The sequence below is a fragment of the Blastococcus sp. SYSU DS0510 genome, from assembly GCF_054050835.1.
The window spans coordinates 108,967-126,775 of the sequence record NZ_JBJHAC010000005.1; the positions used below are offsets into that span (position 1 = coordinate 108,967).

A 17,809-nucleotide genomic window follows, 5' to 3' on the forward strand; every position below is an offset into this window, starting at 1 on the left:
CACCGGCCTACGCATCGGGGGGAAAGTGATCGACAAGCGGGTGGCGTCGCTCGCCGAGGCGGTCGACGGCGTCCAGGACGGCGCGACCGTCCTCGTCGGCGGGTTCGGTGCGGCGGGCGTGCCCGTCGAACTCGTGCACGCCCTCCTCGAGCAGGGGGCCCGGGACCTCACGATCGTCACCAACAACGCCGGCAGCGGGGAGACCGACGTCGCCGCGCTCATCCGGGAACGGCGGGTGCGCAAGATCATCTGCTCGTACCCGCGGTCGGCCGGCTCGATCTGGTTCGAGGAGTTCTACCGGGCCGGCGACATCGACCTCGAGCTGGTGCCGCAGGGCACCCTCAGCGAGCGGATGCGGGCCGCGGGGGCGGGGCTGGGCGGCTTCTTCACGCCGGCCGGCGCCGACTCACTGCTGGCTCGCGGCAAGGAGTTGCGCATGATCGGTGGACGTCAGCACGTCTTCGAGGAGCCCCTGCGCGGGGACGTCGCCCTGGTCAAGGCCCTGCGCGCGGACCGCTGGGGCAACCTCGTCTACAACAAGGCGGCGCGAAACTTCGGGCCCACCATGGCCACCGCCGCAGAGCTGAGCGTCGTCCAGGTGCGGGAGTTCGTCGAGCTCGGCGACCTGGACCCCGAGGCGGTCGTGACCCCCGGCATCTTCGTCGACCGGGTCGTCGAGGTGGGCGCATGACCGCCGTCCCGCTGTCGCAGACCGACATGGCCGCCCGCGTGGCCCAGGAGATCCCCGACGGCTCCTACGTGAACCTGGGGATCGGCATGCCCACCCTCGTGGGCGACGTCGTGTCCGCTGGCAAGGAGGTCGTCTTCCACAGCGAGAACGGCATCCTCGGCATGGGCCCCGCCCCGGCGCCCGGCGAGGAGGACTGGGAGCTGATCAACGCGGGCAAGGTGCCGGTCACCCTGGTCACCGGCGGCTCGTACTTCCACCACACCGACTCGTTCATGATGATGCGCGGCGGCCACATCCACGTCACCGTGCTGGGCGCTTTCCAGGTCTCCGCGCAGGGGGACCTGGCTAACTGGGCGACCGACGACGCGCACCTGCCCCCCGCGGTCGGCGGCGCGATGGACCTGGCGGTCGGCGCCAAGCGGGTGCTCGTGCTGATGATGCACACGACCCCCGACGGCCGGCCCAAGCTGCTCCCGGAGTGCACCTACCCGCTGACCGCCGCGCGCGTCGTCGACCGCGTCTTCACCGAGCTCGCCGTCATCGACGTCACCCCGCGCGGGCTGCTCGTGCGCGAGATGGTCACCGGGCTCACCCGCGAGGAGCTGCAGCGGCGCACCGCCGCCCCGCTGGAGTTCGCCGACGAGGTCGCCGTCCTGGAGCCGTCCGGCCGCTGACCCGTCGGGCGCCGGGATCGGGTTCCTCTCCCGGTCGACCTGTTCCGCGGGATGTCGGTCTCTGCCCACGCAGCGTGGGCAGAGACCGACGTGTCGGGGACCCTTTCCCGCGGGTCGGAGCGACCGGCCGCGCGGGTCGGGCGGATCCTCCGGAGGCGTGCCCTCCCGAACACTTCAAGCCCGTAGTGTTTCGCCCGTACGAGAACGGGCAGGACGCGATCATGCTCGCGCAGTGCACCGTGGTCGTGCCGACGATCGGACGTCCCTCGCTGGACGTCCTGCTCGACGCGCTGGCCGCCGCCCCGGGCCCGCGCCCCGCCGAGCTGATCGTGGTCGACGACCGCCCCACCGGGGAGCCGCTGGACCCCGACCGCCCCGGCCTGCCGCCGGTCCGCGTGGTCCGCACCGGGGGCGGTGGCCCCGCCCGCGCCCGCAACCTCGGCTGGCGCACCGCCCGCACCGAGTGGGTCGCCTTCCTCGACGACGACGTGATCACCGACCCCGACTGGTACGAGCGCCTGGCGGCCGACCTCGCCGACCTGCCGGCCGACGTCGCCGGCAGCCAGGGACGGGTCCGGGTGCCGCTGCCCGAGGGCCGCCGCCCCACCGACTGGGAGCGCGGCACCGCGGGGCTCGCCACCTCCAGCTGGATCACCGCCGACCTCGCCTACCGGCGCAGCGCGCTGGCCGCCGTCGGCGGCTTCGACGAACGCTTCCCCCGGGCCTTCCGCGAGGACTCCGACCTCGCGCTGCGCGTCATGGACACCGGCGCGCGGCTCGTCCGCGGGCAGCGGTGGATCACCCACCCCGTCCGGCCCGCGGACCGTTGGATCAGCATCCGGGTCCAGGCCGGCAACGCCGACGACGTCCTCATGCGGCGGCTGCACGGCGCCGGCTGGCGGCAGCGGGCCGACGCCGCCCTCGGCCGCCGGCCGCAGCACACCGCCGTCACCGCCGCGGCGGTGGCCGCGCTCGGCCTCGCGGCAGCCCGGCGACCCCGGGCCGCCCTCGCCGCGGCGGCCGCCTGGGCCGCCGGCACCGCGGAGTTCGCCTGGCGGCGGATCGCCCCCGGTCCCCGGGACCGCGCCGAGGTGACGACGATGCTCGCCACCAGCGCGCTGATCCCGCCGCTCGCCACCTGGCACTGGCTGCGGGGGGTCGTGCGGCACGTGGGCGTGCAGCGGTGGCGCGGGCTGCCCGAGCTGGTGCTCTTCGACCGCGACGGCACGCTGGTGCACGACTTCCCCTACAACGGCGACCCCGAGTGGGTGCGCCCGGTGGACGGGGCGCTGGAGGCGCTCGACCGGCTGCGCGCCCGCGGCGTGCGGGTCGGCGTGGTCAGCAACCAGTCGGGCGTCGCCCGCGGGCTCATCACCCCCGACCAGGTCGACGCCTGCATGAAGCGGCTCGACGAGCTGCTCGGCCCCTTCGAGACGATCCAGGTCTGCCCCCACGGGCCGGACGACGGCTGCGACTGCCGCAAGCCCGCGCCCGGGATGGTCCTCGCCGCGTGCGCCGAGCTCGGCGTCGACCCGGCCCGCTGCGTCGTCGTGGGCGACATCGGGGCCGACGTCGAGGCGGCGGCCGCGGCCGGCGCCCGGGGCATCCTGGTGCCGACCCCGGTGACCCGCCGCGAGGAGGTGGCCGCGGCGCCACAGCGCGCGACGAGCCTGCCCGCGGCCGTCGACGACGTCCTGGCCGGGTTGTGGTGAGGGCCCCGCGGACCGTCCTGGTCGCCCGGCTCGACAACGCCGGCGACGTCCTCCTGCAAGGCCCGCTCGTGCGCGCGGTCGCGCACGGCGCCGACCGCGTCGTCTTCCTCGCCGGACCGTCGGGTGCGGCCGCGGCGGAGCTGCTTCCCGGCGTCGACGAGGTGTGGACCTGGGCCTGCCCCTGGATCCTCGGCGACGCGCCGCCGGTCGACGCCGACGACCTCGCCGCCCTCACCGACCGCGTGCGGGCGCTCGCGCCCGACGAGGCGGTCATCTCCACGTCGTTCCACCAGTCGCCCCTGCCCCTGGCGCTGGTGCTCCGCACGGCGGGCGTGCCGCGCATCTCGGCGATCAGCGTGGACTACCCCGGCGCGCTGCTCGACGTCCGCCACCGGGTCGAGGACGACCTCCCGGAGCCCGAGCGCGCGCTGTCGCTCGCGCGGGCCGCCGGGTTCGAGCTGCCGGCCGGCGACGACGGCCGGCTGGCGGTGCGCCGGCCCCTGCCCCCGGTCGCGCACCCTTCCGCCGTCGAGCCGCGGGGCCATGATCTGTCGCCCGGGTACATCGTGCTGCACCCGGGCGCCTCCGTGCCCGCGCGTGCGTGGCCGGCCCGGCGCTGCGCGGAGGCGGTCGAGGCGCTCGCCGACGCCGGCCACCGGGTCCTGGTCACCGGCGGTCCGGCCGAGCGCGCGCTCACCGCCTCCGTCGCCGGCGACCGCGGCGTCGACCTCGGCGGCGAGACCTCGTTGGCCCAGATGGCCGCGCTGCTCGACGGCGCGGACGCGGTGGTCGTCGGCAACACCGGCCCGGCGCACCTCGCCGCCGCCGTGGGCACGCCCGTCGTCTCCCTGTTCGCGCCGGTGGTCCCCGCCGTCCGCTGGGCGCCCTACGGCGTGCCCAGCGTGCTGCTGGGCGACCAGTCGGCCCCCTGCGCCGGCACCCGGGCCCGCGAGTGCCCCGTGCCCGGCCACCCCTGCCTCACCGAGGTGACCGCGTCGGACGTGGTCGCCGCGGTGGAGAAGTTGCGCGCGGTCCAGCAGCCGGCCGTCCACCGCATCCGCCCCGCAGCCCGAGAGGCGGCGACGAGCACCCAGGTGAGAGCGTGAAGATCCTGATCTGGCACGTGCACGGCTCCTGGACGACGGCGTTCGTCCAGGGCCGCCACGAGTACCTGCTCCCGGTGACGCCGGGCCGCGACGGCGACGGGCTGGGTCGCGCCCGCACCTGGGACTGGCCGGCGTCGGCGCGGGAGGTCACCCCCGCGCAGCTGCGGGCGGAGCAGCCCGACGTCGTCGTGCTCCAGCGCCCGCGTGACCTCGAGCTCTGCCGCGAGTGGCTGGGGCGCGAGCCGGGCCGCGACCTGCCCGCGGTCTTCCTCGAGCACAACGCGCCCGGGCTGGAGCCCGGTGACGGGCCGGTCCCGCACACCCGGCACCCGATGGCCGGCCGCGACGACATCCCGATCGTGCACGTCACGCACTTCAACGAGCTGTTCTACGACAACGGCCGGGCGCCGACGACGGTGATCGAGCACGGCATCGTCGACCCGGGGGAGCGGTGGACCGGCGAGCTGGCCCGCGCCGCCGTCGTCACCAACGAGCCGGTCCGCCGGGGGCGCACCGTGGGCGCGGACCTGCTGCCCGGGCTCGCCGCGGTCGCACCGGTCGACGTCTTCGGCATGGGCCTGACCGGCCTGCACGAGGCCTGCGGCCTGGACCCCGACCGCGTGGCGCTCTTCGACGACCCGCCGCAGGCGGCGATGCACGCCGAGCTCGCCCGCCGCCGGGTCTACGTGCACCCGGTGCGCTGGACCTCCCTGGGCCTCTCCCTGCTGGAGGCCATGCACCTGGGCATGCCCGTGGTCGCGCTGGCCACCACCGAGGTGGTCGAGGCGGTGCCCGCCGACGCCGGCGTCGTCTCCACCCGCCCCGAGCGTCTCTGGGACGGGGTGCGCCAGTTCCTCGACGACCCGGACGCGGCCCGTCTCGCCGGCAAGGCCGCCCGTGCGGCGGCACTGGAGCGCTACGGCCTGGCGCGGTTCCTGCGCGACTGGGACGCGCTGCTCGAGGAGGTGACCCGGTGATGTGCCTGTCAGTCCGGCGAAGCCGGTCCGCTCCGACACCGGAGGTGCGTCGATGAGGATCCACCTGGTCAGCGAGCACGCCAGCCCGCTCGCCGCGATCGGCGGCGTGGACGCCGGTGGGCAGAACGTGCACGTCGCGGCCCTCGCCGCCGGGCTCGCGCAGCGCGGGCACGAGGTCACCGTGCACACCCGCCGCGACGACGCGTCGCTGCCCGAGCGGGTGGTCACGCCGGACGGCTACGACGTCGTCCACGTCACCGCCGGCCCGGCCGAGCCGCTGCCCAAGGACGAGCTGCTCGAGCACATGCCGGCCTTCGCGCGGGTGCTGCGGCACGGCTGGGCGGTCCAGCCCCCCGACGTCGTGCACGCGCACTTCTGGATGAGCGGCCTGGCCTCGGTCGAGGCCTCGGCCAGCCTGCTCACGCCGGTCCCGGTGCTGCAGACCTTCCACGCCCTGGGCTCGGTCAAGCGCCGCCACCAGGGGGACGCCGACACCTCGCCCGCCGAGCGGATCGACCTCGAGCGGGGGCTCTGCCGCGACGTGACCCACGTGGTGGCGACCTGCTCCGACGAGGTGTTCGAGCTGCGCCGCCTCGGGCTGACCACCGACCGCGTCTCGATCGTGCCCTGCGGCGTCGACACCTCGCTGTTCACGCCCCGCGGCGCGGTCGCCCCGCGGGGGGAGCGCAGGCGGCTGCTGGTCCTCGGCCGGCTGGTCGAGCGCAAGGGCCAGGACGACGCCGTGCGGGCGCTGCGCGCGGTGCCGGACGCCGAGCTCGTCGTCGTGGGCGGCCCGCCGGCGGGGGAGCTCGACGCCGACCCCGAGGTGACCCGGCTGCGCGCGCTCGCGGCCGCGGCGGGCGTCGCCGATCGGCTGGTCTTCACCGGCGCCGTGGCCCGCGCCGACGTCCCGGCCTGGATCCGCTCGGCCGACGTCGTCCTCGCCGTCCCGTGGTACGAGCCCTTCGGCATCACCCCGCTGGAGGCCATGGCCTGCGCCCGGCCGGTCGTCGCGACGGCCGTCGGCGGGCTGCAGGACACCGTCGTCGACGGGGTCACCGGTGACCTCGTCCCACCGCGCGACCCCGAGCGCCTCGGCGCGGTGCTCGCTGCGCTGCTCGCCGACGACGAGCGGCGCGCCGCCTACGGAGCCGCGGGGGTGAAGCGGGCGCGCACCCGCTACCGCTGGGCCCGTGTCGTCGCCGACACCGAAACCGTCTACCGCCAGGTCCTCACCCGGCGCAGCCCCGTGGAGGTCGCCAGGTGATGTGCTCGACAGCACGGCGAAGCCGTCCCGTTCCTACACCGGAGGTGGGTCGATGAGCGTCACCCCGCACTCGTTCTTCGAGAACGTCGCGACCCAGGACCCGGCGCACGAGGTCCCGGCGCCGGACACCTGCACCCACCTGACCGGGGCCGACCACGTCGCCTCGCTGCGCAACGCGCTGCGCTCGCTGGAGGCGCAGCTGCCGGTGCTCGACCGCTGGGGGCGGCTGCTGGCCGACGTCCTGTGCGGCCCGTCCCGGGGGCGGCTGCTGGCCGCGGGCAACGGCGGCAGCGCGGCCCAGGCCCAGCACCTCACCGCGGAGCTGGTGGGCCGCTACCGCGCCGACCGGCCGCCCTTCTCCGCCATCTGCCTCACCGCGGAGACCTCCTCGCTGACCGCGATCGCGAACGACTACCCGGCCGACGAGCTCTTCGCCCGGCAGGTCGAGGCCCACGGCCGGGAGGGTGACGTGCTCGTCCTGCTCTCGACGTCGGGGCGGTCGCCGAACGCGGTCGCCGCCGCCCGGCGGGCCCGGGACTGCGGGATCACCACGCTGGCGATCACCGGGCCGGCGCCCAACCCGCTGGCCGCCGCCGCCGACGAGGCGGTCTGCATCGACTCCCCGTGGACCGCCACCGTGCAGGAGTGCCACCTGGCTGCCCTGCACCTGGTCTGCGCCGCCTTCGACGCGGCCGTGCTCGCCGACCCGCCCCGGGTGCCGACGGGGCCGTCGTTCGAGGCGGCGCAGTGACCGCCCGGCCGCTGGTCGTCGTCGGCGACGCGCTGCTCGACGTCGACCTCGTCGGCACGGCGTCGCGGCTGACCCCCGACGCCCCGGTGCCGGTGGTGGAGGACATCGAGCGGCGGGAACGCCCCGGCGGCGCCGCGCTGGCGGCGGTCATCGCTGCCTCGGCGGGCTCGCGCGAGGTGGTGCTGGTCGCGCCGCTCGACTCCGACGAGGACGCCGACCGGCTGCGCGCCCTGCTCGCCGGGCGGGTCCGCCTGGTCGAGATCCCGGCCACCGGCGGCACCGCCGTGAAGCAGCGGGTGCGGGTGGGCGACCACTCCGTCGCCCGGCTGGACAGCGGGGCGCCCACCGCGGTGCTCGGCGAGCTCCCGGCCGCGGCGGCCGAGGCGATCCGGGACGCCGCCGCCGTCCTCGTCGCCGACTACGGCCGGGGGACGACGGCCGATCCCGCCGTGCGCGCCGCCCTCGCCGAGGCCCGCGGCCCCGTGGTCTGGGACCCGCACCCGCGGGGCGCCGACCCGGTGCCCAGCGCCCGCCTGGTCACGCCCAACGGGGCGGAGGCCGCGCGCGTGGTCCCGGCCGTGGACGGCGAGGGCCTGGCCGCCGTCGGTGCGCGAGCGGAGGCGCTCATCCGCCACTGGGGCGTGGGCGCGGTCGCGGTGACGATGGGCGCCCGGGGCGCCCTGCTCTCCTACGGCACCGGCGCGCCGATGGTGGTGCCCGCGGTCGCGGTGACCGGTGGCGACCCCTGCGGCGCCGGCGACTCCTTCGCCGCGGCCGCAGCGCTGGCCCTCGCCGACGGCGCGGTCACCGGTGAGGCGGTCGCCGCCGCGGTGGCCTTCGCCTCGGCGTTCGTCGCCCGCGGCGGGGCGACCGCCTGGGACGCCGACGAGCGGGTCGAGGGGGCGGCTCCCGAGCCCGGGGCGGACGGCGTCATCGCGCGGGTGCGCGCGGCCGGGGGCACCGTCGTCGCCACCGGCGGCTGCTTCGACCTGCTGCACCCGGGGCACGTCGCCACGCTGCGCGCCGCCCGCGGCCTGGGGGACTGCCTCGTCGTGTGCATCAACTCCGACGACTCGGTGCGCCGGCTCAAGGGCCCCTCGCGGCCGCTCGTCACCGCACCCGACCGCGCCCGCGTGCTGGAGGCCCTGGAGTTCGTCGACGCCGTGGTGGTCTTCGAGGAGGACACCCCCACCCGGGTGCTCGACCGGTTGCGCCCCGACGTGTGGGCCAAGGGCGGCGACTACGCCGGTGCCGACCTGCCCGAGGCCGAGGTGCTGCGCGGCTGGGGCGGCCAGGCCGTCGTCCTGCCGTACCTCGACGGCCACTCGACCACGGCCCTGGTCGAGCGCTCCCGCGTATGAGGCCGACGGCCGTGGTCCTCCGGCCGCTGGGGCTGGGTGACCTGCTCACCGGCGTGCCCGCCATCCGGGCGGTGCGGGCGGCCGTGCCCGCCCACCGGCTCGTGCTGGCGACGACGACGGCGCTGCAGCCGCTGGCCGAGCTGATCGACGCGGTCGACGAGGTCCTGCCCGCCCGCGAGCTGGAGCCCCTGGACTGGGCCGGCCCGCCCCCGGAGCTCGCCGTCGACCTGCACGGCAAGGGCCCGGCGTCGCACGTGGTCGTCGCCGACCTGCACCCGCAGCGGCTGCTCACCTTCGCCAGCCCGGGCTACCCCGGGCCGGCCTGGTACCCCGACGAGCACGAGGTCCGGCGCTGGTGCCGGCTGGTCTCCGAGGGGCTGGGCGTGGACGCCGACCCGGACGCCCTCGACATCGCGGTGCCGGCCGTGCCCCCGCCGGTCCGGGGGGCCGCCGTCGTGCACCCCGGGGCGGCGTTCCCCGGCCGGCGCTGGCCGGCCGAGCGCTTCGCCGCCGTCGCCCGGCACCTCGCCGACGGCGGCCACGACGTGCGGATCACCGGCGGCCCGGCCGAGGTGGAGCTGGCCCGGTCGGTGGCCGCGGCGGCGGGGCTCCCGGAGACGGCCGTGCTCGCCGGACGGACGACGTCGACGGAGCTCGCCGCGGTGGTGGCCGCCGCCGGGCTGGTCGTGTGCGGCGACACCGGCGTCGCGCACCTGGCGACCGCCTACCGGCGACCCTCCGTGGTGCTCTTCGGCCCGGTGTCGCCGGCGCTGTGGGGGCCGCCGCCGCGCCCGCAGCACGTCGTGCTCTGGCACGGTGACGGCACGGGTGACCCGTGGGGCACCGAGCTGGACCCCGCGCTGGAGGAGATCACCGTCGACGAGGTCCTGGAAGCCCTCGCCACCCTGCCCAGCTGCCGGGATCAGGTGACCTGATCCCGGAGCGTCCTCCCTCGCGGTGGGCGGTGAGGGAGGACGCTCCACGACGAGGGAGGACGGCGGCTACCCGCGCTGGCGCAGAGCGTCGAAGAGGACCATCTGCAGGTCCTCCTCCTCGACGGCCGAGTACGCCGCGCCGCCGGTGGCCTCGGCGATCTCCTCGAGGGCGCTGAGGTCGGCGTCCGGGCCCAGGGCGACACCGATGACCTTGACCGGCCGGTCGGGGTCGGCCTCGGACTCCAGCGTGCTGAGCAGGTTCTCCAGGCTGGTGCCCTCGGCGTCGTCCTCGTTGGTGCCGTCCGTGACGACCAGGACGCTGTTCACCGCCGTCGGGTCGTAGTTCTCCCGCGCGGCCCGCACGGCGGCCAGCGTGGTGTCGTAGAGCCCCGTCCCACCGGGGGTCAGCCGGTCGGGGATGGTCTGCAGCTGCTCGTCGAGGACGGCGCGCTGCGTCTGGCCGCCGACGTCGGCGTCGAGCTCGCGGGTGGGCACCAGCTCGGTCCAGTCCTGCTCGCCGTTCAGCTCGTAGGCGAAGGCCCAGAGACCCAGGGCGTAGTCGTCGGGGACGAGGGCGAGCGTGCTCCGGGCGGCGTCCCGGGCCAGGGTGGCCCGCGTGCCGCCGTTCACCGGGGCCTCCATGGACGTGGAGACGTCGAAGACGGTCAGGACGCGCGACGGTGCGGCGAGGCTGGAAAGCCGGGTCAGCAGCGCCTGCACCTGCGGGGCGTCCAGGGGCAGCAGCTCGGGGGCCGCCTCGGCGATCCCGGTGTCGGCACCGGCGCCGGGCGGGGCGGCGCCCTCCGGCCCGCGGAAGCCCGCGTCCCGGACGGCGACCTGCGCGTCCTCCGAGAGGAGGCGGTCGGTGACGATCTCGACGGCGCGCTGCTGGGCCCCGGTGGCCCCACCCACGGTGAGGACGGGGTAGTCGAGCGCCGGGGAGCCCTCGGCGGGGTAGACCGCGACCAGGGCCGAGCCCTCGGCCTCCTGGTTGATCGCGTAGACCTCCTGCTCGCTCACCGGCACCAGCGGGGCGTCGGCGCCACCCTCGCTGCCGGCGGTGAGCGCCTCCCCTGCGGTGAGCTCGGTGCTGCGCGCGGCGGCGAGCACCGCGGCCACCACGGCGTTGTCGGCGTCGGTGTCGCCACCGAGAGCGGTGCGCACCGCGGCCAGCGCGGAGAGCGCCTCGGCGCTCGCGGCCAGGTCGGGCACGGCCAGCGGCCGCCCGGTGCCGAGCGCCTCGGCCCAGCCCGGGCCCTGCCCGGCCCAGCCCAGCTCCTCGACGACGCCCTCGCTGGTGGCCAGGACGACGGGGGAGATCGCCATCGAGCCGACCTGCTCCAGCTGGGCGCCGGTGACGCGGGCCGGCCAGAGCGACGAGTCCGGCACCCACACGTCGGGCAGCGCGTCCTCGTCGAGAGCGCTGAGGTCACCCGCGGTCTGCAGCGGCTGCTGGGCGGTGACCTCGGCGTCGACGCAGAGCGCCTCGTCGGGCGACTCGACGTCGGCGAGCAGCTCCTCGGTCAGCGCGCCGAGCTCCGGAGCCACGGCGACGTCGACCGTGACCGTCTCGTCGCACCCACCGCCGGTCCCCGCCAGCCACCAGACCAGCCCACCGAGGACCAGGACGATCGCCAGGCCCGCGGCGATGAGAACCGGAGGCACCGAACGGCGCGTGGCTGCTGGATCTGCGTGACGGCCCATGCTCGCTCTCTGAGGTCGACTCGGGGTGGATGCGGCTCCCCCGAGCGCGCCGTTCCAGATTAGATGTGTCCCGCGTCGCTAAGGGGTGACCCTCGTCGCACGATCCGTGACGGACCGTCAGAGAGCGGGGCAGCGACCGTCCGCTGGGCGGCGAACCAGTCCACGGTGCGCCGGAGGCCCTCCTCGGAGGTCACCCGGGGCCGCCAGCCCAGCAGCTGCTCGGCGCGCGTGGTGTCGGGGCGGCGGACCTTGGGGTCGTCGACCGGCAGCGGGATGTGGTCGATGGGGGAGTCGGAACCGGTGAGCTCCACGATCCACCGCGCCAGCGCGAGCATCGACAGCTCGTCGGGGTTGCCGATGTTCACCGGCCCGGGGTGGTCGGAGAAGGAGAGCGCCAGGATGCCGGCGACGGTGTCGTCGACGTAGCAGATGGAGCGGGTCTGCGAGCCCGTTCCGGCGACGGTGAGCGGCCGCCCGTCCAGCGCCTGGTTGACGAACGCGGGGATCGCGCGGCCGTCGTCGGCACGCATGCGGGGCCCGTAGGTGTTGAAGATGCGCACGATGCCGGTGTCGGTCCCCTTCGACGTCCGGTAGGCGGTGGTCAGCGCCTCGCTGAACCGTTTCGCCTCGTCGTAGACCCCGCGCGGGCCCACCGGGTTGACGTTGCCCCAGTACTCCTCGGTCTGCGGGTGCTGCAGCGGGTCGCCGTAGACCTCCGAGGTGGACGCCAGCACGTAGCGCGCGCCCTTCTCCTGGGCCAGGCCGAGGGTGTGCAGGGTGCCGAGGCTGCCGACCTTGAGCGTCTCGATCGGCATCTTCAGGTAGTCGAGCGGGCTGGCCGGCGAGGCGAAGTGCAGGACGAGGTCGACCGGGCCGGGTACGTGGACGTAGTCGGTGACGTCGCAGCGGACCAGCCGGAAGCCCGGGTGCTCCATCAGGTGGGAGACGTTCTCCGGGGCGCCGGTGAGGAAGTTGTCCAGGCAGACGACCTCGACCCCGCGCTCCAGCAGCTGCTCGCACAGGTGCGAGCCGAGGAACCCGGCACCTCCCGTGACCACCGCCCGCTGGATGGTCCGTGCCTCGAACGACGGTGCGTCGACCATGCCGCTGCCCTCCTGCGCTCCATCCGGTGCGCACACCTGCGGACGCACCTCGGCGGGCGTCCTACCCCTAGATCAACTCGGCACACACTTCAAGGGCGAAGTGTCCCCTGTCGCCCCGCTCTGCGGGACCGTTCACGCCCTCCCGTGCCGGGCAGCGCGCCTGCACGGCCTCCGGAAGCGAACGGGCCGCCGGTCTCCCGGAGGAGACCGGCGGCCCGCCGGTGAGGTGCTGCAACGGCCACCCTTCAGGCCCCGCGCCGCGCTAGCGAGGCGTGGGGGGAAGGGTGGTCCTTCGTCAGTCGACCACGGACTCCTCGTCGGGGATGGCGTTCGCCGGCGGGGTGGCCGGCTCGCCGTCGAACTCCTCGATCGGGGCGTCACCGATGTCGGTCACCCGGACGGGCTGGACCTCCTCGGAGCCGTTGCCCACGATGCGCTCGATGCTCATGCCGCTGGTGCCCATGTGGCTCTCCTCGGAGTAGCGGAAGGGCGCGTAGACCGGGCCCTCCCACTCGGCACCGGCGGTCTCGACGGCCTCGACCAGGCCCTCGCGGGTCGGGTTCTGGCCGGCGGCCTGCAGCGCCTGCGCCATGGTGTAGGCCTGCGCCATGCCGTAGACGCGGTAGTTGGTCAGCTCGCCCTCGCCGCCGCACTCGTCCCAGATCCGCTGGAACTCCTGGATCCACGGGTTGTCGGCCTGGTCGACCGTCGGCAGGTAACCGGTGGTCAGCGCGCCGTCGAGCAGGGCGGCGTCGCTGACGGCGCCCTCGCTGAAGCGGTTGAGCAGGCCGCCGACCAGCGTCGGGTCCGAACCCACGTTGGAGTAGAACCACTGCGGGTCGTAGCCGAGCTGCAGCGCGGTCAGCTGCGACAGCGCGGTGTAGCTGGGCACGTTGAAGCCGACGACGAAGTCGGCCCCGGCCGCCTGCAGCGCAGCGATCTGCGGGCCGACGTTGGTGTTGCCCGGGGTGTACCGCTCGGCCGCGACGATCTGGTCGTCGATGTACTGGCGGATGCCGGCCTCGCCGTCCTCGCCGAAGTCGTCGTCCTGGAGGAAGAGCCCGACCTGCGCGTCGGGGAAGTTCTCGGCGATGTACTCACCGATGATCTTGCCCTCGCTCATGTAGTCGGTCTGCCACCCGAACGACATCGGGTACTCCTCGGGGTTCTCGCCCCAGAGGAGAGAGCCGGAGGAGACGAACAGGTCGGGGACGCCCTCGTCGTTGAGGAAGTCGATCACCGCGCTGTGGGTGGGGGTGCCGAGCCCGCTCATCATCGCGAAGATCTCGTCCTCGAGGACGAGCTCGTTCGTGACCTGGCTGGTCTGGGTCGGGTTGTAGGCGTCGTCCCGGAAGATGAACTCGATCTCCCGGTCGTAGATCCCGCCCGCCTGGTTCAGGCACTCGAAGTAGGCCTGCACGCCGGTCGGGATCTCGCTGTAGCCGGGGGCGGCCACGCCGGTCAGCGGGTAGTGGGCGCCGAGCTTGATCGAGGTCTCGGTGACGCCGATGTCGGAGGCCTCGTTCTCACCCCCGCCCCCGCCACCACCGGAGCCACCGGCGCTGTCGTCACTGCCGCCGCAGGCGGCGAGCGTGGACAGGACGGTCGCCGCGGCGATCGTGGTCATGAGACGTCGGGAGGATCTGGACAACAGTGCTCCTCTGGTGCGGCCCGGGCATCGGTGCCCGGGAGTCGGTGTGGGCTGGTGGTGCGGGTGGAGGTGTCGCGTGCGGCGGATGGAGGGGGTCGCCCTCACCCCCTGCTGCTCGCGCCGTCGGCACCGGCCCGGGCCATGGCCCGCTTGGCCTTGCGGGTCATCCAGCGGAGGCGGATGGTCCCCACGAAGCCGGCCGGGACGAAGATCATCACCACGATCAGCACGACGCCGTAGACGAACGGCGCCAGCTGGGCGGCCTCGGTCTGGCTCAGCCCGAGGTCGCCACCGAGGTTCGTGACGAACGGCGGCAGGAAGACCAGCAGGGCCGATCCGAGCAGGGCGCCGAGCAGGCTGCCCAGGCCACCGATGACGATCGCGGTGAGCAGCGCCAGCGACAGCACGATGGTGAAGCCGCTGGGGGCCGCGAGGCGGACGACGATGGCCAGCACGCCACCGGCGAGACCGGCCGCCGCGGCGCTGACGACGAAGGCCAGCACGCGCCAGGCGCCGAGGTTGATGCCGGCCAGCTCGGCGGCGACCTCCTGGTCACGCACCGCCCGCCAGGTGCGGCCGATGCGGCTGCGGACCAGGTTGGCCAGGAAGAAGTACGTGATCAGCAGGCAGATGGCGCCGACGTAGGCGAGCCACTTGGTGCTCGAGGCCGAGTTGCCCGAGACGGCGTCGATGAAGCCGTCGAACCACTCCGGCGCCTGCGGGGCGCGCACCCGCATGCCCTGCTCGCCGCCGAAGGTGTCGTGGAAGTAGATCGCCAGACCGGGGAGCCCGACCGCGAGGGCGAGCGTCGCACCGGCGAGGTACGGGCCGTGCAGCCGGGCTGCGGCCACCCCGACGAGGGCGCCGATCGCCGTGGCGACGACGACGGACGCCAGCAGGATCACCGGCAGGGGCAGCGGCTCGTCGGCGTCGAGGAACAGCGCCGTCGTGTAGGCGCCGGCCGCCATGAGCGCCCCGTGCCCGAGCGAGATCTGGCCGTTCATGCCGGTGAGCACGGTCAGGCCGCCGGCGGCGATGGCGTAGTAGGTCAGCGTCGCCAGCTGCGAGTTCTGGAACGGGCTGGTGATCTCCAGGATCACCACCGCCAGCACGGCGCAGCCCGCCAGCACCAGCAGGTGGCGCAGCAGCGTGGACTGCGGCAGGAAGGAACGGCCGGCCTTCGCGGGCGCCGAGGGGGCGTCCCCGCCGGCGGTCGCCTTGACCGGGGCGTCGCTGCTCGCCTTGCCCGCGGTGCCGGTGGAAGCGGGGCTCTGCAGGTCGCTCATCGTCATGCCCTCCGAGCCGTCGCGCTGCTGAACAGGCCACCGGGTCGCACGAGCAGGACGACGATGAGGATGACCAGTGCGGAGATGTTGACCAGGGCGCTGCCGCGCGGGGCGTAGCCGCTCACGTAGCTCAGCGCCAGGCCGAGGATCAGCCCGCCGACGATCGCGCCGACCGGCGAGTCGAGCCCGCCGATGATCGCGGCGACGAAGCCGAACACGATCAGGGCGTCCATGTAGGCGGGCCAGACGAACGTGCCACCGGCGATGAGCAGCCCGGACAGGGAGCCGACGACGGCGGCCAGACCCCAGCCGAGGGTGAGCATGCTGCCCACCTTCACGCCGAGGAGCCGGGCCACCTCCTGGCTGAACGCCGAGGCGCGCATGGCCAGGCCGATGCGGGTGAAGCGGAACAGCGCGACCAGCAGGCCCATGACCACCAGCACCGAGCCGATGACGTAGAGGCTCGTGGGGGTCAGCGGGATGGTCGAGTCGCCGATCTCCATGCCACGGACGCCGAACGGCGTGGGGAACGACTGGAACGACGAGCCGAAGATGATCGCGATCGAGGCCTGGATGGCGACGAAGAGCCCCAGGGTCACGATGACGGCGTTGAGCTCGGGGCCGCCCTCGACCGGGCGGATGATGACCCGCTCCACGATCGCGCCGAGCACGAAGCCGGAGGCGAGGGCGACGATCAGGGCGACCCAGTAGGACTGGCCGGCCTGGATCAGGGCGAGGGCGATGAACGTGGTGGCCGCAGCCATCGAGCCCTGCGCGAAGTTGACGATGCGGGTCGATCGCCAGATGAGGACCAGGGCCAGGGCGAAGGCGGAGTAGATCATGCCCTGGGTCAACCCGGTGAGGGTCACGTTGACGAAGTAGTCCACGGAGGAGGAAGCCTTCCTGGCTGTGCGGGGAGGGTCAGAAACCGAGGTAGGCGTGCCGGAGGTCCTCGTCGGCCATCAGCGTGCGGGCGGAGTCGGTGACGACCACCTTGCCGAGGTTGAGGACGACGCCGACATCGGCCACCGACAGGGCGCTGCGGGCGTTCTGCTCGACGAGCAGCACCGAGAGCCCTTCGGAGTCGACCAGCTGGCGGAGCAGCCCGAAGATCTGGGCGACGATCCGCGGGGCCAGGCCCAGCGAGGGCTCGTCGAGCAGGAGGATGCGGGGCTTGGCCAGCAGCGCGCGGCCGATGACCAGCATCTGCCGCTCACCGCCGGAGAGCGTGTGCGCGGCGTTGTTCCGGCGCTCGGCGATGCGCGGGAAGAGGTCGTAGACGCGGTCGAACTCGCTCTTGTCCACCTTGCCGCGGAAGAGGGAGCCGACACGCAGGTTCTCGTCCACGGTCAGCTCGGCGATGACGCCGCGGCCCTCGGGGACGTGCGCCATGCCCTTGGCGACCATCGACTCGACCGGCGCCTTGGTGATGTCCTCGCCGTCGAGGACGACGCGGCCGGAGACGGGGCGGACCAGGCCGCTGATGGTGCGCAGCAGGGTCGTCTTGCCGGCGCCGTTCGCACCGAGGACGGCGGTGATCCGCCCGGTCTCGGCGGCCAGGCTGACGCCGTCGAGGGCGCGGACCGGGCCGTAGGCGGAGGTGAGGGCCTCGACCTCGAGCAGGCGGGTGGCGGTGCCGGTGCCGCCGGTGGCCGACAGGGCGGTGCTGCCGTGGGTCTCAGGCATGGGGGCGTCCTCCCTCGGCGTGGGTGAGCTCGGCGGCGTCGGCCTCGGCGTCGACCGCGTCACCGAGGTATGCCTCGGTGACGGCGGGGTCGGCCTGGACCTCGGCCGGGGTGCCGGCGGCGATCTGCTTGCCCGAGTCGAGCACGGTGATCCGGTCGCACACCCGCATGACCAGGTCCATGTGGTGCTCGACCAGGAGCACGCTCATCCGGCCGACCAGCGAGCGGATCAGCTCGCCGAGCTCGTTCATCTCGTCCTCGGACAGACCGCTGGCGGGCTCGTCGAGCAGCAGGAGCTCCGGCTCCGAGACCAGGGCCCGCGCCAGCGCGACCCGCTTCTGCACCGGGTACGGCAGCGAGCCGGGGTAGCGGCCGGCGTACTCGACGGCGTTGAGCTCGGCCAGCGCGCGGGTGGCCCGCTCGCGCAGCAGCCGCTCGTCCTTGTCCGACGTCGGCAGGGCGAAGAGGGCCGAGGCGAAGCCGGCCCGGGCGTGGCGGTGGGCCCCGACCATGACGTTCTCCAGCACCGTCATGCCGGGGAACAGGCCGACGCCCTGCAGGGTGCGGGCGATGCCGAGCGAGGTGAGCTTGCTGGGCTTGAGCCGCCGCATCTCCTCGCCGCGCCAGACGATGCGGCCCGAGGTGGGGCGCACGAGGCCGCAGGCGACGTTGAACAGGGTGGTCTTGCCGGCGCCGTTGGGGCCGATGAGGCCGTGCACCTGCCCGGGCTCGACGGTCACGGAGACGTCGGTGAGGGCCAGCACGCCGCCGAAGGCGACGTTGATCCCGGTCATCTCGAGCCGTGCGGTGGGCGTCATTTCCTGTGTTCGGTGGCTGCCGGTCGGCTGCGCCAAGGGGCCCACTGCTCCTCTGCATCGGTGCGGCACCACCCAGGACATGGGTGGT

The 17,809-nt window shown here is 74.7% G+C and carries 16 protein-coding genes; 9 read left to right on the top strand and 7 right to left on the bottom strand.

What is annotated here, in order from left to right:
• The first annotated feature begins 25 nt into the window (after window positions 1-25).
• The 9 genes from ACI79P_RS06135 to ACI79P_RS06175 all read left to right on the top strand — a co-directional run bounded on the left by ACI79P_RS06135 (window position 26) and on the right by ACI79P_RS06175 (window position 9,474).
• Window positions 26-691 (top strand): 3-oxoacid CoA-transferase subunit A, encoded by a 666-nt coding sequence (locus tag ACI79P_RS06135; RefSeq protein WP_456580140.1) that lies wholly within the window; start codon window positions 26-28, stop codon window positions 689-691.
• Window positions 688-1,365, top strand: a complete 678-nt coding sequence (locus ACI79P_RS06140) for a 3-oxoacid CoA-transferase subunit B (protein WP_456580141.1) — start codon at window positions 688-690, stop codon at window positions 1,363-1,365. Before ACI79P_RS06135 ends, ACI79P_RS06140 begins: the two co-directional genes overlap by 4 nt.
• A 221-nt stretch (window positions 1,366-1,586) precedes the next feature.
• Window positions 1,587-3,077: an HAD-IIIA family hydrolase gene (locus ACI79P_RS06145; protein ID WP_456580142.1), complete on the top strand. Its 1,491-nt coding sequence runs from the start codon at window positions 1,587-1,589 to the stop codon at window positions 3,075-3,077.
• Window positions 3,074-4,183, top strand: coding sequence for a glycosyltransferase family 9 protein (locus ACI79P_RS06150; protein WP_456580143.1), 1,110 nt, complete (start codon window positions 3,074-3,076; stop codon window positions 4,181-4,183). Before ACI79P_RS06145 ends, ACI79P_RS06150 begins: the two co-directional genes overlap by 4 nt.
• Window positions 4,180-5,160 (top strand): glycosyltransferase, encoded by a 981-nt coding sequence (locus tag ACI79P_RS06155; protein ID WP_456580144.1) that lies wholly within the window; start codon window positions 4,180-4,182, stop codon window positions 5,158-5,160. The genes ACI79P_RS06150 and ACI79P_RS06155 overlap by 4 nt, the downstream gene beginning before the upstream one ends.
• Window positions 5,161-5,212: 52 nt before the next feature.
• On the top strand, window positions 5,213-6,427 hold the full coding sequence (locus ACI79P_RS06160) for a glycosyltransferase (RefSeq protein WP_456580145.1): 1,215 nt from the start codon (window positions 5,213-5,215) through the stop codon (window positions 6,425-6,427).
• A gap of 52 nt (window positions 6,428-6,479) precedes the next feature.
• Window positions 6,480-7,178: a D-sedoheptulose-7-phosphate isomerase gene (locus ACI79P_RS06165; RefSeq protein WP_456580146.1), complete on the top strand. Its 699-nt coding sequence runs from the start codon at window positions 6,480-6,482 to the stop codon at window positions 7,176-7,178.
• The gene (gene rfaE2 / locus ACI79P_RS06170) at window positions 7,175-8,539 is read left to right on the top strand and encodes a D-glycero-beta-D-manno-heptose 1-phosphate adenylyltransferase (RefSeq protein ID WP_456580147.1); all 1,365 of its coding nucleotides are present in this window, start codon (window positions 7,175-7,177) and stop codon (window positions 8,537-8,539) included. The genes ACI79P_RS06165 and rfaE2 overlap by 4 nt, the downstream gene beginning before the upstream one ends.
• Before the next feature lie 11 nt (window positions 8,540-8,550).
• A complete protein-coding gene (locus ACI79P_RS06175) occupies window positions 8,551-9,474 on the top strand; it encodes a glycosyltransferase family 9 protein (RefSeq protein WP_456580148.1) in 924 nt (307 codons plus the stop codon).
• Between the two features lie 66 nt (window positions 9,475-9,540).
• On the opposite strand, the gene ACI79P_RS06180 is transcribed toward ACI79P_RS06175, so the two are convergent.
• From ACI79P_RS06180 to ACI79P_RS06210, 7 genes are all read right to left on the bottom strand, one after another.
• Complete coding sequence (locus tag ACI79P_RS06180; RefSeq protein WP_456580149.1) at window positions 9,541-11,139, bottom strand: VWA domain-containing protein; 1,599 nt, start codon at window positions 11,137-11,139, stop codon at window positions 9,541-9,543.
• Window positions 11,140-11,237: 98 nt separating this feature from the next.
• Window positions 11,238-12,281 (bottom strand): UDP-glucuronic acid decarboxylase family protein, encoded by a 1,044-nt coding sequence (locus ACI79P_RS06185; RefSeq protein WP_456580150.1) that lies wholly within the window; start codon window positions 12,279-12,281, stop codon window positions 11,238-11,240.
• A 295-nt stretch (window positions 12,282-12,576) separates the two neighbouring features.
• Window positions 12,577-13,932 (bottom strand): ABC transporter substrate-binding protein, encoded by a 1,356-nt coding sequence (locus ACI79P_RS06190; RefSeq protein WP_456580151.1) that lies wholly within the window; start codon window positions 13,930-13,932, stop codon window positions 12,577-12,579.
• A gap of 101 nt (window positions 13,933-14,033) precedes the next feature.
• Window positions 14,034-15,218 carry a branched-chain amino acid ABC transporter permease gene (locus ACI79P_RS06195; protein ID WP_456580152.1) on the bottom strand — a complete coding sequence of 395 codons (1,185 nt, stop codon included), beginning with the start codon at window positions 15,216-15,218 and terminating at the stop codon, window positions 14,034-14,036.
• Between the two features lie 2 nt (window positions 15,219-15,220).
• Entirely contained in the window at window positions 15,221-16,105 is an 885-nt protein-coding gene (locus ACI79P_RS06200) for a branched-chain amino acid ABC transporter permease (RefSeq protein WP_456580153.1), read from the bottom strand.
• 34 nt (window positions 16,106-16,139) lie between these two features.
• The gene (locus ACI79P_RS06205) at window positions 16,140-16,904 is read right to left on the bottom strand and encodes an ABC transporter ATP-binding protein (protein WP_456580154.1); all 765 of its coding nucleotides are present in this window, start codon (window positions 16,902-16,904) and stop codon (window positions 16,140-16,142) included.
• Window positions 16,897-17,721 (bottom strand): ABC transporter ATP-binding protein, encoded by an 825-nt coding sequence (locus ACI79P_RS06210; RefSeq protein ID WP_456580155.1) that lies wholly within the window; start codon window positions 17,719-17,721, stop codon window positions 16,897-16,899. The genes ACI79P_RS06205 and ACI79P_RS06210 overlap by 8 nt, the downstream gene beginning before the upstream one ends.
• Between the last annotated feature and the right edge of the window lie 88 nt (window positions 17,722-17,809).

What these genes read in the sequence shown, in the direction of transcription:
- ACI79P_RS06140 (WP_456580141.1), top strand. Translation starts at nt 688, where the DNA reads ATGACCGCCGTCCCGCTGTCGCAGACCGACATGGCCGCCCGCGTGGCC.
- ACI79P_RS06145 (WP_456580142.1), top strand. Translation starts at nt 1,587, where the DNA reads ATGCTCGCGCAGTGCACCGTGGTCGTGCCGACGATCGGACGTCCCTCG.
- ACI79P_RS06160 (WP_456580145.1), top strand. Translation starts at nt 5,213, where the DNA reads ATGAGGATCCACCTGGTCAGCGAGCACGCCAGCCCGCTCGCCGCGATC.
- ACI79P_RS06165 (WP_456580146.1), top strand. Translation starts at nt 6,480, where the DNA reads ATGAGCGTCACCCCGCACTCGTTCTTCGAGAACGTCGCGACCCAGGAC.
- ACI79P_RS06185 (WP_456580150.1), bottom strand. Translation starts at nt 12,281, where the DNA reads ATGGTCGACGCACCGTCGTTCGAGGCACGGACCATCCAGCGGGCGGTG.
- ACI79P_RS06195 (WP_456580152.1), bottom strand. Translation starts at nt 15,218, where the DNA reads ATGAGCGACCTGCAGAGCCCCGCTTCCACCGGCACCGCGGGCAAGGCG.
- ACI79P_RS06205 (WP_456580154.1), bottom strand. Translation starts at nt 16,904, where the DNA reads ATGCCTGAGACCCACGGCAGCACCGCCCTGTCGGCCACCGGCGGCACC.
- ACI79P_RS06210 (WP_456580155.1), bottom strand. Translation starts at nt 17,721, where the DNA reads ATGACGCCCACCGCACGGCTCGAGATGACCGGGATCAACGTCGCCTTC.